This is a genomic window from Leifsonia sp. P73, from assembly GCF_051059105.1.
In the GTDB taxonomy this organism is placed as follows: Bacteria; Actinomycetota; Actinomycetes; order Actinomycetales; family Microbacteriaceae; genus Leifsonia.
The window spans coordinates 615002-630313 of record NZ_CP194931.1; the positions used below are offsets into that span (position 1 = coordinate 615002).

Annotated in this window: 12 protein-coding genes and 1 pseudogene; all 13 read right to left on the minus strand. The window is 71.8% G+C overall.

Annotated elements, in window-relative coordinates; genetic code table 11:
• Window positions 1-164: 164 nt before the first annotated feature.
• A complete protein-coding gene (locus ACQ86L_RS03190) occupies window positions 165-704 on the minus strand; it encodes a hypothetical protein (RefSeq protein WP_434317661.1) in 540 nt (179 codons plus the stop codon).
• Window positions 701-2029 (minus strand): DUF58 domain-containing protein, encoded by a 1329-nt coding sequence (locus ACQ86L_RS03195; protein ID WP_434317662.1) that lies wholly within the window; start codon window positions 2027-2029, stop codon window positions 701-703. The genes ACQ86L_RS03190 and ACQ86L_RS03195 overlap by 4 nt, the downstream gene beginning before the upstream one ends.
• Window positions 2029-3075 carry an AAA family ATPase gene (locus tag ACQ86L_RS03200; RefSeq protein WP_434317663.1) on the minus strand — a complete coding sequence of 349 codons (1047 nt, stop codon included), beginning with the start codon at window positions 3073-3075 and terminating at the stop codon, window positions 2029-2031. The genes ACQ86L_RS03195 and ACQ86L_RS03200 overlap by 1 nt, the downstream gene beginning before the upstream one ends.
• Window positions 3072-3638 carry a hypothetical protein gene (locus ACQ86L_RS03205; protein ID WP_434317664.1) on the minus strand — a complete coding sequence of 189 codons (567 nt, stop codon included), beginning with the start codon at window positions 3636-3638 and terminating at the stop codon, window positions 3072-3074. Before ACQ86L_RS03205 ends, ACQ86L_RS03200 begins: the two co-directional genes overlap by 4 nt.
• Window positions 3635-4369, minus strand: a complete 735-nt coding sequence (locus tag ACQ86L_RS03210; RefSeq protein ID WP_434317665.1) for a DUF4129 domain-containing protein — start codon at window positions 4367-4369, stop codon at window positions 3635-3637. Before ACQ86L_RS03210 ends, ACQ86L_RS03205 begins: the two co-directional genes overlap by 4 nt.
• Window positions 4370-4430: 61 nt before the next feature.
• Window positions 4431-6497 (minus strand): excinuclease ABC subunit UvrB, encoded by a 2067-nt coding sequence (uvrB, locus tag ACQ86L_RS03215; RefSeq protein ID WP_434317666.1) that lies wholly within the window; start codon window positions 6495-6497, stop codon window positions 4431-4433.
• A gap of 63 nt (window positions 6498-6560) precedes the next feature.
• Window positions 6561-7157: a dephospho-CoA kinase gene (gene coaE, locus ACQ86L_RS03220; protein WP_434317667.1), complete on the minus strand. Its 597-nt coding sequence runs from the start codon at window positions 7155-7157 to the stop codon at window positions 6561-6563.
• Between the two features lie 155 nt (window positions 7158-7312).
• Window positions 7313-8755 carry a 30S ribosomal protein S1 gene (gene rpsA / locus ACQ86L_RS03225; RefSeq protein WP_434317668.1) on the minus strand — a complete coding sequence of 481 codons (1443 nt, stop codon included), beginning with the start codon at window positions 8753-8755 and terminating at the stop codon, window positions 7313-7315.
• A 107-nt stretch (window positions 8756-8862) separates the two neighbouring features.
• Window positions 8863-9846, minus strand: coding sequence for an epimerase (locus tag ACQ86L_RS03230; protein WP_434317669.1), 984 nt, complete (start codon window positions 9844-9846; stop codon window positions 8863-8865).
• On the minus strand, window positions 9847-10479 hold the full coding sequence (locus ACQ86L_RS03235; protein ID WP_434317670.1) for a DUF4166 domain-containing protein: 633 nt from the start codon (window positions 10477-10479) through the stop codon (window positions 9847-9849).
• A gap of 31 nt (window positions 10480-10510) precedes the next feature.
• Window positions 10511-12184 carry a DUF885 domain-containing protein gene (locus ACQ86L_RS03240; RefSeq protein ID WP_434317671.1) on the minus strand — a complete coding sequence of 558 codons (1674 nt, stop codon included), beginning with the start codon at window positions 12182-12184 and terminating at the stop codon, window positions 10511-10513.
• Entirely contained in the window at window positions 12135-12584 is a 450-nt protein-coding gene (locus ACQ86L_RS03245; RefSeq protein ID WP_434317672.1) for a hypothetical protein, read from the minus strand. Before ACQ86L_RS03245 ends, ACQ86L_RS03240 begins: the two co-directional genes overlap by 50 nt.
• Before the next feature lie 32 nt (window positions 12585-12616).
• A pseudogene (polA, locus tag ACQ86L_RS03250) lies at window positions 12617-15288 on the minus strand (DNA polymerase I).
• Window positions 15289-15312 lie beyond the last annotated feature (24 nt).

The following is a 15312-nucleotide window of genomic DNA, read 5'->3' on the forward strand; positions in this document are numbered from 1 at the left end:
TCGCCCCACCCGCGTGTTCGCCCACCGCGCACCAGCACGGTTCCCCCGTCGGAGGCCCCGCCGGCGGGTTCGAAGCTTTGTTCGATTCTAGCAACCCGGACAGGGGATGTGCGACCACGCGCGAGCGTACGCCGGACCACCGACATTCCAACTCCGCGCGCTGCTCACACCCGCGGCCGGGCGAGCAGGAGCGCCGCCAGCAGGACCACCAGCCCGACGATCGCGCCGCCCGACACCACCGCCAGCCAGGGCGCCGCCGCCGGCCGGGCGACGAGCAGCAGCACGATCGCGACCGCCTGCACCGGGACCTGGATGAGGATCACGCGCCGCAGCGACGGCAGCCACACCGCCGGCTGCACCCGGGCGGTCGCGGGCAGCACGAGCATCCACGCCGCGAGGACGTGCAGCACGTGCACCGCGGCGATCACGGCGAGCAGCCGGAGGGTGAGCGTCCCCGGCTCCAGGAGCGTGGAGAACGCGAGCACGGCGATGAGGACCCAGGCGACCCGCCACCGCGGGACAGCGAGGGCGACCGCGGTGAGGAGGACGGCCACGCCGGGCCACGGGCCGCTGGGGGCGGTGGTGACGGCCAGCGGGACGGCGACGACGGCGAATGCGACGCGGAGGGACCAGGCCGGGACGGTGAGGCCGAGGTCGGGTGTGGGCGGGGGCTGGACGCCGCTCGTCCCCGTCTCCGCGCTCATCCCCGCCTCCGTGGCGTCGCCAGCCGCCGCAGCATCGCGTCGCGGTCCGGCGACGTCCACTCCAGCAACTCCGCTCCCGCGGCGCGCAGCCGGTCCAGGCGCAGCCCGCGCTCCAGGTCCACGACCAGCAGCGCCAGCCGCTCCCGGGCCGGGAGCTCATCCACGGCGCGCGGCGGCAGCACGTCGACCGCCACCACCCGGTGTCCCGCCGCGCGCCAGGTGAGCGCCAGGCGCATGGCCTGGTCGTCCAGGAACGTGGACATCACGAACACGACCGCTCCCTGCGCGAGCCGCGGCGCCCGCGCGCGCTCGGTCGCCGACCCGTGCGCGGTGGTCAGCTCGACCGCCCGCAGGACCCGGTGCAGGTGACGTGCGCCCGCGCGCGGCGGCAGGGCTCGGCGGGCGTCGGAGAGGTCGTCGAACCCGACCCGGTCGGACGCGGCGGCGTACGCGCCCGCCAGGGAGACCGCGGCCTCCCGCGCCACGTCGAGGGAGGTCGCCCCGGGCCGCTGGTACGGCGCCGCCCAGCCGGCGACGGCGCCCGGGACGTCGTCGCGCGCGTCCAGCACCAACTGCACCGCCGCGTCGGAGGTCGCCGTGGTCCGCCGCACGTAGAGCTCGCCCGGGCGCTGCGCGAGGCGGGCGGTCGCCTTCCAGTCGATTCGGCGGAGCCGGTCGCCCGGTCGGAAGCGGTCGATGTCCCGGAACTCGCCGCCGTCGCCCGGCCGCGCGGACACGTGGCCGCCGGTCAGTCCGAGCAGGCGCGCGGGCAGCGGGAGGCTGCGGATCCGCTGCGCGGCGGGCCGCACCACCCGCTCCGCGACCGCGGGGACACCCGGGTCGCCCGTCCACGCGGCGTCCGGCCCGATCCCGCGGGCGGCGAGCGACAGGATCCGCTGCGGGCCGGAGTGCGAGACCGCGACGCGGAAGCGCAGCCGGGCGGCCTCCCGCGGCGTCACCACCGCGTCCTCCGGGCGGCGGTCGGTCCGGTGGATCCGCAGGTGCACGCCGTCCACGCGCCCGTCCGCCTCGGCCACCGCGTCGACGCGCACGCGGCCGTCCGGGTCGTCGCCGGAGATGGTCACCCGGGCGCGCGCGGCCGCGGAGTCCGGCCGCGACGACCAGCCGAGGACCGCCGCCAGCAGCAGCGGGGCCGCGACCAGCACCAGCTCCAGGCGCGACAGCACGAACGCCGCGACCAGGCACACGGCCGCGACGATCGCGGCCGCGGTCACCGCCGGGCTCAGCGCCCACCCGGACCCGCCGGCCGGCGGCTCCGTCCGCTCGCGCGGGCCGGGCATGCGCGCCCGCGACCACAGCGACATCAGTCCGCGGCCTCCCGCTCGCGCGTCCCGACCGCCGGCGGCCCCGCCACGGAGGACACGACCTCCAGGACCACCTGGGCAGCGCTCACGCCGCTGGTCCACGCCTGCACGGTCAGCGTCAGGCGGTGCGCGAGGACCGGTACGGCGACGCGCTTGACGTCGTCGGGGATGACGAAGTCCCGGCCGGCGAGCACCGCCAGCGCGCGGGCGACCAGGAGGAGGCCCTGCGACCCGCGCGGCGAGGCGCCGACCTCGACGGAGCGGTGCCGGCGGGTGGCGGCGGCCAGGCGCACGCAGTACGCGGCGATGTCGGGATCGACGTCCACGCGCTCGACCCCGGCCTGCATGGCCAGGAGTGTCGCGGCGTCCGTGACGGGCTCCACCGTGGCGACCTCGTGCCGCCGCGCGACGCGGGCCAGGAGGACCTGCGTCTCGCCGTCGGCGTCCGGGTAGCCCACGCCGAGCCGCACCATGAACCGGTCGAGCTGCGCCTCCGGGAGCGCGTAGGTGCCCTCCGACTCGATCGGGTTCGCGGTCGCGACGACGTGGAACGGCCGCGGCAGGGGGAAGCTGCGCCCCTCCACGGAGACCTGCCCTTCGGCCATCGCCTCCAGCAGCGCCGACTGGGTCTTCGGCGAGGTGCGGTTGATCTCGTCCGCGAGGAACAGCCCCGTGAACACCGGACCCGGCCGGAACTCGAACTCGGCGGTCGAGGGCACGTAGACGAACGAGCCGGTGATGTCGGACGGCAGCAGGTCGGGCGTGCACTGCAGCCGCCGGAAGTCCAGGCCGACGGCGCTCGCGATGCTCCGCGCGGCGAGCGTCTTGCCGAGGCCAGGGACGTCCTCGAACAGCACGTGGCCGCCGGCGAGGACGGTGGCGAGCGCGATGTGCAGGGGCTCGCGCATGCCGACGACGACGGACTCGACCCGGTTCAGGACCTCGGCGCCGAGCCGGGCGACCTCGGTGACGGGGAGCGCGGTCTCGGCTGTCGAGGTGGACGTGGCGGTGCTGGACGTGGCGGTGCTGGACGTGTCCGGGGTCATGCGGCTCCTGTCGTGTCTGCGGTGAGCGGGACGGCGGGGCGAGCGCCGGCCGGCGGTTCGAGGTCGTTCGTGCCGTCCGCCGCCGCGCCGGGCACGGCCAGCGCCTCCAACCGCGCCTGCGACGCCGCGAACTCCTTCGGGCGCGGGGCGGCCGCGCTGCCCTTGCGCAGCATCCCGGCGGTCTGCTCCCCCAGCAGCCGGACGACCTCCGGCTGGGCGGCAGGGTCGTCGAGCTGCACCCCGTACCGGTCGAGCACCTCGGCGGCGAGCCCGCGAAGGCGGCGGACCGCCTCGGGCGACACCCGTCCGCCGCGCGCGCCGAGCGCCCAGCCGAGCTGCACGACGTCCCGCCGCGCGCCCGCCCGCGGCTGCGGCGACGGGACCGGCCAGGTCACCTCGGCCTGCTCGCCGAGGAGCGACAGCATGGCGCCGAGCGCGAAGACCACGAACCCCAGCCCGACGGAATGCGGGGCGTCCATCCCGAAGAACCAGGCCGCCACCCCGACGATCGCGGCCGCGAGTACGCACCCCACGGCGCGCCGGACCATCCGCGCCCGGGTCATCGGCGCGCCCCGTCCGCCGCGGCCGTCCCCCACGACGCGCGCAACGCCTCGATCGCGGCGCGGGCCGCGTCGACGTCGGCCGCGGTCACGGGCGCGTCGCTGAACCGGGCGCGCAGGTAGAGGTCGAGAAGGCCGCCGGCGGCATCCCGGTCGGACGCGACCCGGGCGAGAACGCGCCTGACGAACTCCCCCGGCGTCTCGGCCGGGAGCCGGTGGACGCCGCTGTCCGCTGCGCCCTCCTCCAGCCCGAGCCACGCCCGCTCGATGGCGTCCCGCGGCTCCCGGCCCTCGCCGAGCAGATCCAGGGCGCGATCGAGGCCACGGCGCACGCGCTCCGGCCGCGGCTGCGCGGGCGGCTCCGGCGCGACGGAACCCTCGGTGGACCCGTCGACATCGCCGTCGAGGCCGGGGTACTCGGGGCGCAGCCTCCGCCGCAGGTACCGGTAGAGCAGGGCGAGCAGGACGACGACGATCAACGCGATGACCGCGTAGGTCACCCAGGTCAGGTCGATGCGGGTCTCGTGCGGGACGTCCTGCGGCGCGGGCGTGCCGGTGGCCCGCTCCTGCTCCCCCGGGTGCGGCTGGAGGTCGGCGGCCGGCGGGGTGAACCGGAGGCCGGTGAAGACAGGAGCGCCCTGGAAGGCGAGCGCGAGGCCCGAGAGGGCGAGCAGGAGGCCGGCGGCGGTGACCAACCCCCACCGCTGCCGCGTCCGCGTCGCCTTCGAGCCCACCCTGCCACCGTAGCGCGGAGGCGGTATGAGTGCGCGGCGGGACTGCCACACCGCGCGGCGCTCAGCCCAAATGCCCCGCCTTCTCCATCTGCCGCAGGTCCCGCTTCAGGTCCGACAGCTCGTCGCGCAGCCGCGCCGCCAGCTCGAACTTCAGCTCTCCCGCCGCGGCGAGCATCTGCCCGTTCAGGTCGGAGATGAGCGACTCCAGCTCGGCGGCGCCCTGCGCGGCGATGCCGCCGTTGCGGAGGTTCGGCGTCGGGCTCTTGCGGCGCTGCTCGCGGCCGGCGAGCATCCGGGCGGTGTCGGCCTCCTCGCGGGCCAGGACGTCCGTGATGTCGGCGATGCGCTTGCGGAGGGGCGTGGGGTCGATGCCGTTGGCGCGGTTGTACTCGATCTGGAGCTCTCGGCGGCGGTCGGTCTCCTCGATCGCGTTCTTCATCGAGTCGGTCAGCACGTCGGCGTACATGTGCACCTCGCCCGAGACGTTGCGGGCGGCGCGGCCGATGGTCTGGATGAGCGACGTCGAGGAGCGCAGGAAGCCCTCCTTGTCGGCGTCGAGGATCGCGACCAGCGACACCTCCGGCAGGTCCAGGCCCTCGCGGAGGAGGTTGATGCCGACCAGCACGTCGTAGACGCCGGCGCGCAGCTCGGTGAGCAGCTCGACGCGGCGCAGGGTGTCGACGTCGGAGTGCAAGTAGCGGACCTTCACGCCGGCCTCGGCGAGGAAGTCGGTGAGCTCCTCGGCCATCTTCTTGGTCAGGGTGGTAACCAGGATGCGCTCGTCGCGCTCGACGCGGACGCGGATCTCCTCGAGCAGGTCGTCGATCTGGCCCTTGGTCGGCTTGACGACGATCTGCGGGTCAACCAGGCCGGTCGGGCGGATGATCTGCTCGACCACGCCGTCCGCGATGTCCATCTCGTACTTGCCGGGCGTCGCCGACAGGTACACGGTCTGGCCCACCCGGTCCTTGAACTCGTTCCACCGCAGCGGGCGGTTGTCCATGGCGCTCGGGAGTCGGAAGCCGTGCTCCACCAGAGTGCGCTTGCGGGAGGCGTCACCCTCGTACATCGCGCCGATCTGCGGCACGGTCACGTGCGACTCGTCGATGACGACCAGGAAGTCGTCCGGGAAGTAGTCGAGCAGGCAGTTCGGCGCCTCGCCGGGCTGCCGGCCGTCGATGTGCCGCGAATAGTTCTCGATGCCGGAGCAGAATCCGATCTGCTCCATCATCTCCAGGTCGAACTGGGTGCGCATCCGCAGCCGCTGGGCCTCCAGCAGCTTGCCCTCGCGCTCCAGCTCCTGCAGCCGCTCGCGCAGCTCCTCCTGGATGGTGCCGATGGCGCGCTGCATCGTCGCCGGGCTGGCGGCGTAGTGCGTCGCCGGGAAGACCGAGACGGCATCCATCTTCTGGAGCACCTCGCCGGTCAGCGGGTGCAGCGAGTAGAGCGCCTCGATCTCGTCGCCGAACAGCTCGACGCGGACCGCGTGCTCCTCGTACATCGGGATGATCTCGATGGTGTCGCCGCGCACGCGGAACTTGCCGCGCGAGAAGTCGACGTCGTTGCGCTCGTACTGCATCGCGACGAACCGGCGGATGAGCTGGTCGCGGCCGACGTTCTGGCCGACCTGGAGGGCGACCATCGCCTCCAGGTACTCCTCGGCCGCGCCGAGACCGTAGATGCAGGAGACGGTGGAGACCACGACCACATCGCGCCGGCTGAGCAGCGAGTTGGTGGTGGAGTGCCGCAGCCGCTCGACCTCCGCGTTGACCGACGAGTCCTTCTCGATGAAGGTGTCCGTCTGCGGGACGTAGGCCTCGGGCTGGTAGTAGTCGTAGTACGAGACGAAGTACTCGACCGCGTTGTTGGGCAGCAGCTCGCGGAACTCGTTGGCGAGCTGCGCGGCGAGGGTCTTGTTGTGCGCGAGGACGAGCGTCGGGCGCTGCACCTGCTCGACCAGCCAGGCGGTCGTCGCCGACTTGCCGGTTCCGGTCGCACCGAGGAGGACGACGTCGGTCTCGCCCGCGTTGATACGGCCGGCGAGTTCGGCGATCGCCTTGGGCTGGTCGCCGCTGGGCGCGTATTCGCTGACGACCTCGAACGGACGGACGAGACGCGTGGCTTGCATGAGTCCAGTCTAGGAAGGACCACCGACATCGCGGCCCGCTCTCGCTGAGAGCGGAACCGGCGGTCAGGATCGCAGGCTCTCCCAGAGCTCGTCCACCTGCTCGCGGGTGCGGTCGAGCGAGCCGTCGGTGTCGATCACCACGTCCGCGACGGCCAGCCGCTCCTCGTCGGAGGCCTGCGACCCGATCCGGCGCTCTGCCTCCGCCGCGTCCATCCCGCGCAGCCGCACGAGCCGGTCGATGCGCGTGGCGGCGTCCGCGTGCGCGACGACCACCAGGTCGAACGGGTACTCGTTGGCCGACTCGACCAGCAGCGGCACGTCGTACACGACGATCGCCGCGGGATCGGCCGCTCCCGCGGCCTCGAATCGCGCGGTGGACGCGGCGAGCACGGCCGGGTGGGTGATCCCGTTGAGCTTCCGGAGGGCGTCCGCGTCGCCGAACACGATCGCGCCGAGTGCGGGCCGGTCGAGGCTGCCGTCCGCGGCGATGACGCCCTCGCCGAACGTGCGGGCGATCTCGGCCAGCGCGGGAGTCCCGGGCTCCACGACCTCCCTAGCGATGCGGTCGGCGTCCACGACGACGGCGCCGAGCTCGGCGAGACGGGAGGCGATGGTCGATTTTCCGGAGGCGATCCCGCCGGTGAGTCCGATCAGCTGCACGGCTCCACCCTACCCATCTGCCGAGGGGCACGTTGTTGTCGCTTCCGGGCCGCGAAAGTGACAACAACGTGCCCCTCGACGGGGGATGGAGGGGCGCGTTAACGCCGGAACGGCCGGCCCCCGAAGGGACCGGCCGCTCACGGATGAGACGGGTCTCAGTTGTTGGAGCTGAGCTTCTCGCGCAGGGCGGCGAGGGACTCGTCGTCGGCGAGGGTTCCGCCGTTGCCGGTCTCGCTCGAGTAGGACGAGGAACCGCTGTCGGCGGCCGCCTCCTCGATGCCCTTCGCGACCTGGCGCTTGTGCGCCTCCCAACGAGCCTGGGCAGCGGCGTACTGCTGCTCCCACTCGTCGCGCTGGGTCTCGAAGCCTTCCTTCCACTCGTTGGTCTCCGGGTCGAAGCCCTCGGGGTACTTGTAGTTCCCCTGGTCGTCGTACTCGGTGACCATGCCGTAGAGGGCCGGGTCGAACTCGGTGCCTTCGGGGTCGACGCCCTCGTTCGCCTGCTTGAGGCTGAGCGAGATGCGGCGGCGCTCCAGGTCGATGTCGATGACCTTGACGAAGACCTCTTCGCCGACCGACACGACCTGCTCGGCGAGCTCGACGTGCTTGCCGGAGAGCTCGGAGATGTGCACCAGGCCCTCGATGCCGTCCGCGACGCGGACGAAGGCGCCGAACGGAACCAGCTTCGTGACCTTGCCCGGTGCGACCTGACCGATCGCGTGGGTGCGGGCGAAGACCTGCCACGGGTCCTCCTGGGTCGCCTTGAGCGACAGCGAGACGCGCTCGCGGTCCAGGTCGACCTCGAGGATCTCGACGGTGACCTCCTGGCCGACCTCGACGACCTCGGAGGCGTGCTCGATGTGCTTCCACGAGAGCTCGGAGACGTGCACGAGGCCGTCCACGCCGCCCAGGTCGACGAACGCGCCGAAGTTGACGATCGAGGACACGACGCCCTTGCGGACCTGGCCCTTGTGCAGGTTGTTGAGGAACGTGGTGCGGGACTCCGACTGGGTCTGCTCCAGCAGCGCGCGACGCGACAGGACCACGTTGTTGCGGTTCTTGTCGAGCTCGAGGATCTTCGCCTCGATCTCCTGGCCCAGGTACGGGGTCAGGTCGCGGACGCGGCGCAGCTCGATGAGCGACGCCGGCAGGAAGCCGCGGAGGCCGATGTCGACGATCAGGCCGCCCTTGACGACCTCGATCACCGTACCGGTGACCACGCCGTCGGCTTCCTTGATCTTCTCCACGTCGCCCCACGCGCGCTCGTACTGCGCACGCTTCTTGGACAGGATGAGGCGGCCTTCCTTGTCCTCCTTCTGGAGAACGAGCGCCTCGACGGTGTCGCCGACCTCGACGACCTCGCTGGGGTCGACGTCGTGCTTGATGGAAAGCTCGCGGGAGGGGATGACACCCTCGGTCTTGTAGCCGACGTCGAGGAGGACCTCGTCGCGGTCGATCTTGACGACGGTGCCTTCGATCAGGTCTCCGTCGTTGAAGAACTTCAGCGTCTTTTCGACCGCGGCAAGAAAGTCTTCAGCAGAACCGATGTCGTTGACTGCGACCTGCTTCGGTGCCTTGTCGGTCGTTGCGGTTGTCATGTAGTGGATGCTCCGTTATGGACATAAATCAGGCCGAGCGCGAACCTCTGTGGGTGTCTTCCGCGAACGGCAGGCGGATGTGGATGTCACACAAGTGACGGTCTAGTCTACCGACTGGCCTGCGAAAGGGGCAACTCGCGGCCGGCGACGATGTCGCGGAGGGCGGGTTCCAGGTCCGGGAAGGCGAACTCATAGCCTGCGGCGAGCAGCCGCTCCGGCACCACCCAGCGGCTCTTCAGCACCAACTCGGTCTCGGTGCGGAGGACCGCGGTGCCGAGCTCCAGCATCCAGCGGAACGCCGGGAGCCCGGCCGGGACGCGGAGGACGCGGCGCAGGGTCGCCATGAGCGTGCGGTCGTCCGACGGGTTCGGCGCGGCGATGTTGACCGCGCCGTCGAGCTCGGGATGCTCCCGCAGGAACTCGATCGAGCCGAGCACGTCGGCGATGTGCACCCAGCTGAACCGCTGCCGGCCGCCGCGGGCGCGGAACTCGTGGAACGTCCCGGCATTGCGACGCGCGGTGGTCGCGAACCAGCGGCCGTCGAGCTGCGGTCCGCCCAGGCCGAACTGCGTCAGCCGGATCAGCGGGGTCAGCGCGGAGCCGTCGCCGAGCACGATCGCCATGCGCAGCGCGACGCGGCGCGTGCCCGGCAGCTCGCCCTCGAAGAACTCGGACTCCCAGGCGCGCGCGACATTCACCGAGAAGCCGGTGCCGAGCTCGCCGGTGGACTCCGTCATCGGCCGGTCCTCCGCGTGCCGGTAGATGGTGGCCGTGGAGGCGTTGAACCAGACCGGAGGCGGGGCGTCGGAGGCGGCCACGGCCTCCCGCAGCGCCCGCGTGGTCTCCAGCCGCGAGCGGAAGATCTCGGCGCGGTTCGCGTCGCCGTAGCGGCAGTTCACGCTCTTGCCCGCGAGGTTGATCAGCACGTCCGCGCCGGTGACGACCCGTCGCAGGGCCTCGGCGTCGCCCCAGCGTGCGTCGGCGCCGTCGCGGCCGACCAGGAGGACCGTCGCGCCCGTGGCGCGGTAGTGCTCCGCCAGATAGCGTCCGATGAAGCCGGACGCGCCGGCGATGACGATGCGCTCGCTCACTCACTCCCCCGTTGCGACGGCGGCGCTCCCGACCTGGTATCGGAACGTCCCCGCGTACTGGTACACCCTACCGATCAGCGGGACGCGCACGACGATCGACACCGCCTGCGCGTCGCGCTCGTCGTCGAACCGCTCGGTGAGCGCGACGACCGGGGCGACCGCGCGCGGGAGGACGAGCCGCAGCCTCCCCAGCCGCAGTGCGACCTTGCGGGAGGTCAGCCGCAGGGCGCCGTCGATCACGCGGGCGGAGAACCACGCCTCGGCGAGCACCGGGGAGCCGAGGCGGTCCACGACCATCCAGCCGTCGACGCCGATCTCGTCGCGCATGTCGAGCACGCGCCCGCGCAGCGCGAACCGCCGCACCGCGCGCACCGCCGGGCCGCCGTCGGCCGCCGGCGCCGGCACGTTCTCGACCGTGAACGGCACGTCCTGCTCCCACACCGGGAACATCACGTGCGCCCGGCCGAACACGGCCAGCACCGGCCACAGCCAGCGCCGGGGCGTGCCGACGGTGTCGAACACACCCCGGCCCGTGCCTGTGGACCCGGCCGGGATGGCGTCGAAGTAGGCGCGCAGCCGCGGATGGAGTTCGTCGAAGGCCGGGCCGAGCACGGCCCGGTACGGGGAGGTCATCGCGGCTGCGCGCTTCTCGATGGCCGGGCGCTCAGTCGAGCAGCGCCGACTTCAGCGTGTCCAGGCCGACGCCGCCGATGTCGAGCGCCTTCTTGTGGAACGCCTTGATGTCGAACGCGGCGCCCTCGCGGCGCGCGTACTCGTCGCGCAGCTGCTCCCAGATCCGCTGGCCGATCTTGTACGACGGGGCCTGCCCGGGCCAGCCGAGGTAGCGGTTCACCTCGAACCGGACGAAACCCTCGTTCATGTTCACGTTGTCGGCCAGGAAGCCGAACGCGTACTCGCCGGTCCACGGGCCGGAGCCGTCGGGGAGCTGCTTCTCCAGGTGCACGCCGATGTCGAGGACGACGCGGGCGGCGCGCATCCGCTGGCCGTCGAGCATCCCGAGCCGGTCGGCCGGGTCGTCGAGGTAGCCGAGCTGCTCCATCAGGCGCTCCGCGTAGAGCGCCCAGCCCTCCGCGTGACCCGAGGTGCCGGCGATGCGGCGCCAGGAGTTGAGCTGCGCCTTGTTGTAGGTGGCCTGCGCGATCTGGAGGTGGTGGCCGGGGACGCCCTCGTGGTACACGGTCGTCAGCTCGCGCCAGGTGTCGAACTCGGTGACGCCCTCGGGGACGCTCCACCACATCCGGCCGGCGCGCGCGAAGTCGTCGCTCGGGCCGGTGTAGTAGATGCCGCCCTCCTGCGTGGGGGCGATCATGCACTCCAGGCGGCGGATCTCGGCGGGGATGTCGAAGTGCGTGCGGCCGAGCTCCTCGATCGCGCGGTCGCTGGTCTCCTGCATCCAGCGCTGCAGCGCGTCGGTGCCGTGCAGCTTGCGGGAGGCGTCGCCGTCCAGGAAGGCGATGGCTTCGTGGACCGTCGCGCCGGGCTTGATCTCGCGGGCGATCGACTCCTGCTCGGCGACCATGCGGGCGAGCTCCTCGATGCCCCACTCGTAGGTCTCATCCAGGTCGACGGTCGCGCCGAGGAAGTCGCGCGAAGCGAGGGCGTACAGCTCGCGGCCGACGGCGTCCTTCTCGGGCGCGTGGGCGGCCAGCTCGTCCTGCAGGAAAGCCGCGAGCGTGGCATAGGCCGCCGCCGACTCCGTGGCGCCCTGCGCCAGGTCGGACTTCAGCGACGCGGGCAGCTCGCCGTTCAGCGGACGGGCCGAGCCGGTGAAGTCGAAGAAGAAGCCGGTGTCCGCGATCTGCTTCTTCGCCTGGGCCAGCACCTCGCGCACCTGACGGATCGCGGGGACGTTGCCGGCCGCGATGCCGCTGCGCAGCGTCTCGATGTAGCCGTCCATCGCAGCAGGGAGGTTGTGCAGCCGCTTCGCGACGTTCGCCCAGTCCTCCTCGGTGTCGGTGGGCACGAGGTCGAAGATGTCGCGGAGCTCCTGCGCAGGGGAGGCGATCACGTTGAGGTCGCGCTGGTTGAAGCCCGCCTCGTGCTTCTCAATGGTGAGCTCCAGCTCGCGGGCCAGGTCCATTTTGGTGACCCGGTCGATGTCGTCCACCGGCTCGGCGGCCTGGATTTTGGCCAGCGCCTCCCGCACCTTGCCGACGGCCTGCTCGGCGCCGGCCGGCGAGTAGTCCGAGTACTCGCCCTCGCGGCCGGGGCGGCCGAGCCAGACGTGGTACTCGGGGTGGAGCTCCAACTGGGTGTCGACCCACTCGTCAGCGATCGTGTCGATCGGAGTCGGTTCGCGCTTCTCTGCGTTCGTCATGGTTCGACCCTATCGAGGGGCCGACTTCTGCTGAAAGATGCCGCGTTCGCCGCGCCGCCCGTTCCTCCCTGCGGTCGAGCTCGTCCTGGAGGGCGACGAAGAAGCGGTGGATCTCGCCGAGGCGGCGCGTGTAGAGCAGCACGTCCGCGGCCCCCACCTTCCCGGCCGCGTCGAACCCGATCCGGGTGTGCGTCGCGTCGACGGGTTCGAAGCTCAGCTTCGCGTCGAAGAGGAACCACCCGGACGCGAGCTGGGCGAACGGGTCGAGGAGGCTCGTCCCCTTCAGCGCGTCCCGGATGAAGTCGGGGACCTCCTCCACCGGGACGGGGACCACTTCGCTCGGCATCCGGCGCGCTTGGACGGCCTTCTTCGCGTGCCTCTGCGGCTCCAGCTCGCTCATGACCTGAAGCGTAGTGCGGCGCGCCGCGGCCGTCAGTGCGCGGCGGCCTCCCAGTTCGGACCGCGGCCGATCTGGACGTCCAGGGGGACGCGGAGGTCGGCGGCGCCGGCCATCCGGGTGCGCACGATGGATTCGAGCGCATCCCACTCGCCGGGCGCGACCTCGAAGATGAGCTCGTCGTGCACCTGGAGGAGCATGCGCGAGTTCAGCTTCTGGTCGATCAGGTCGCCGGCGATCCCGAGCATCGCGATCTTCATGATGTCGGCGGCCGAGCCCTGGATGGGCGCGTTCAGCGCCTGGCGCTCCGCGTTCTCGCGCAGCACGCGGTTGGTCGAGGTCAGGTCCGCGAACGGGCGGCGGCGGCCGAAGATCGTCTCGGTGTAGCCGTCGACCCGCGCGATCTCCACGACGCTGCGCAGATAGTCGCGCACCGCGCCGAAACGCTCGAAGTAGCCGGCCATCAGGTCCCGCGCCTCCTTCGTCTCGATGCGGAGCTGCTTGGAGAGGCCGAAGGGGCTGAGGCCGTAGGCGAGGCCGTACGACATCGCCTTGACCTTGGTGCGCATGAGCGGGGTGACGTCCTCCGGCGCGACGCCGAAGACGCGCGCGCCGACGAAGCGGTGCAGGTCCTCCCCCGCGTTGAACGCCTCGATCAGCCCCGGGTCCTCGGAGAGGTGCGCCATGATGCGCATCTCGATCTGCGAGTAGTCGGCGGTCAGCAGCGTCTCGTAGCCCTCGGCGCTGCGGAACGCCGACCGGATCTCGCGGCCCTCCTCGGTGCGGATCGGGATGTTCTGGAGGTTGGGGTCGTTGGACGAGATGCGGCCCGTGCTGGTGCCGGTCTGGTCGTAGGTGGTGTGGATGCGCTCGTCGCCGTTGACCGACCGCTCCAGGGTCTCCACGATCTGCTTCAGCTTGGTCGCGTCGCGGTGCTGGAGCAGCAGGTCGAGGAACGGGTGCGGGTTGCTCTCCTGCAGGTCGGCCAACGACTGTGCGTCGGTGGAGTAGCCGGTCTTGGTGGAACGGGTCTTCGGCATCCCGAGCTCCTCGAACAGCACCTGCTGGAGCTGCTTGGGCGAGCCGAGGTTGAGCTCGTGGCCGACCTCCGCGTAGGCGCGGGCGGCGTAGTCGTTGGCCTTGTCGGTGAGCTGGCCGCGCAGGCGGCGCAGCACCTCGGTGTCGATCGAGACGCCGTCGAGCTCCATCTCGGCCAGGACCGCGACAAGCGGCAGCTCGATGTCGTCGAGCACGGCGCGGGTGCCGGCGTCGAGGGCGATCATCTGGCCCTCGGCGACGCGGCGGATGTACCAGGCCTCGGTCGCCGGGCTCACGGCGTCGTTGATCGGGACGAGCTGGTTGGGGTCGGAGACCGGGAGGGTCTCGCCCAGCACCTCGTAGACCTGCTCGGCCAGCGACTGCGGCGCGGCGCCGGGCTTGACCAGCCAGGAGGCGATCCGGGTGTCGAAGGCGAGGCCGTCGACCACGAAGCCGGCCCGGGCCAGCGCCTTGAACTGCGGCTTGGCGTGGAAGAAGTACTTGGGAGCGCTGCTTGCGAGCCACTCCTCGAGCGCCGTGTAGTCGGGGCGGCCGGCGGCCCACGGTACGTAGACCGTGTCGTCGGCGGCGGCGAGGCCGAAGCCGGTGATGCCGGCCGGGCCGGTCTCCAGCTGCACGGCGACCGGCGCGTCGTCTGCGGAGGCCTTCTCCAGCCAGTTGGCGAGCTCCTCGTCCACGAGGGTGCGGACGACCGGCGCGCTCAAGGCGCCGACGTCTCCCTCCGAGGGGCGGCTCCGGCGCCGGCGAAGGTCCCGTCCTCGGCCGCTGCCTTCAGCAGCCGGTCGAGCAGGGTCTTGAACTGGAGGCGCGCGAAGATGTCGCGCACGGCGTTCTCGTTGAGCGGCTTGCGCTCCAGGTCGGCCGGGGCGACCTCCAACTCCACGTCGTCCAGGAGCTTGTTGAGCCGGCGGTTGCGGAGGGCGTTCTCCCGCTGGTCGCGGAGGTTCTGCCCGACGACGCCCTTGATCTCGTCGGCGTGGGCGACGATGTTCTCGACCGTGCCGTACTGCTGCACCCACTTGACCGCGGTCTTCTCGCCGACCTTGTCGATGCCGATCAGGTTGTCGCTGGTCTCGCCGACCAGCGCCGCGATCTCCGGGTACTGGTGCGGCTCGACGCCGTAGCGCTCGCGCACGGCGGCGGGGTCGTAGATCTTGAGCTCGGAGACGCCGCGGACGTTCGGGTAGAGCAGCGTGACGTCGTCGTTGACGAGCTGGATGGTGTCGCGGTCGCCGGAGACGAGGAGCACGCGGTAGCCCTGCTCCCTGCCCTGGCGGGCGAGCGTGGCGAGGATGTCGTCGGCCTCGAAGTCCTCCTTGGCGATGGTGGTGATGTTCATCGCGTGCAGGGCCTCCTGCAGAAGCGGGATCTGGCCCACGAACTCGGAGGGGGTCTCGTTGCGGGTGCCCTTGTACTCCGGGTACTCGCGCGTGCGGAACGAGTAGCGGGAGATGTCGAACGCGACCGCGAGGTGGGTCGGGCGCTGCTGCTGGAGCAGGTTGATCAGCATCGCGATGAAGCCGTGGATGCCGTTCGTGTGCTGCCCTTCGCGGTTGACGAAACTGTCCACGGGGAGCGCGTAGAAGGCCCGGAATGCCAGCGAATGGCCGTCGATGACGAGAAGGGTAGGCTTTTCGGAGTCTGACACCAGGCAAGCCTACAAGGGGCCGGT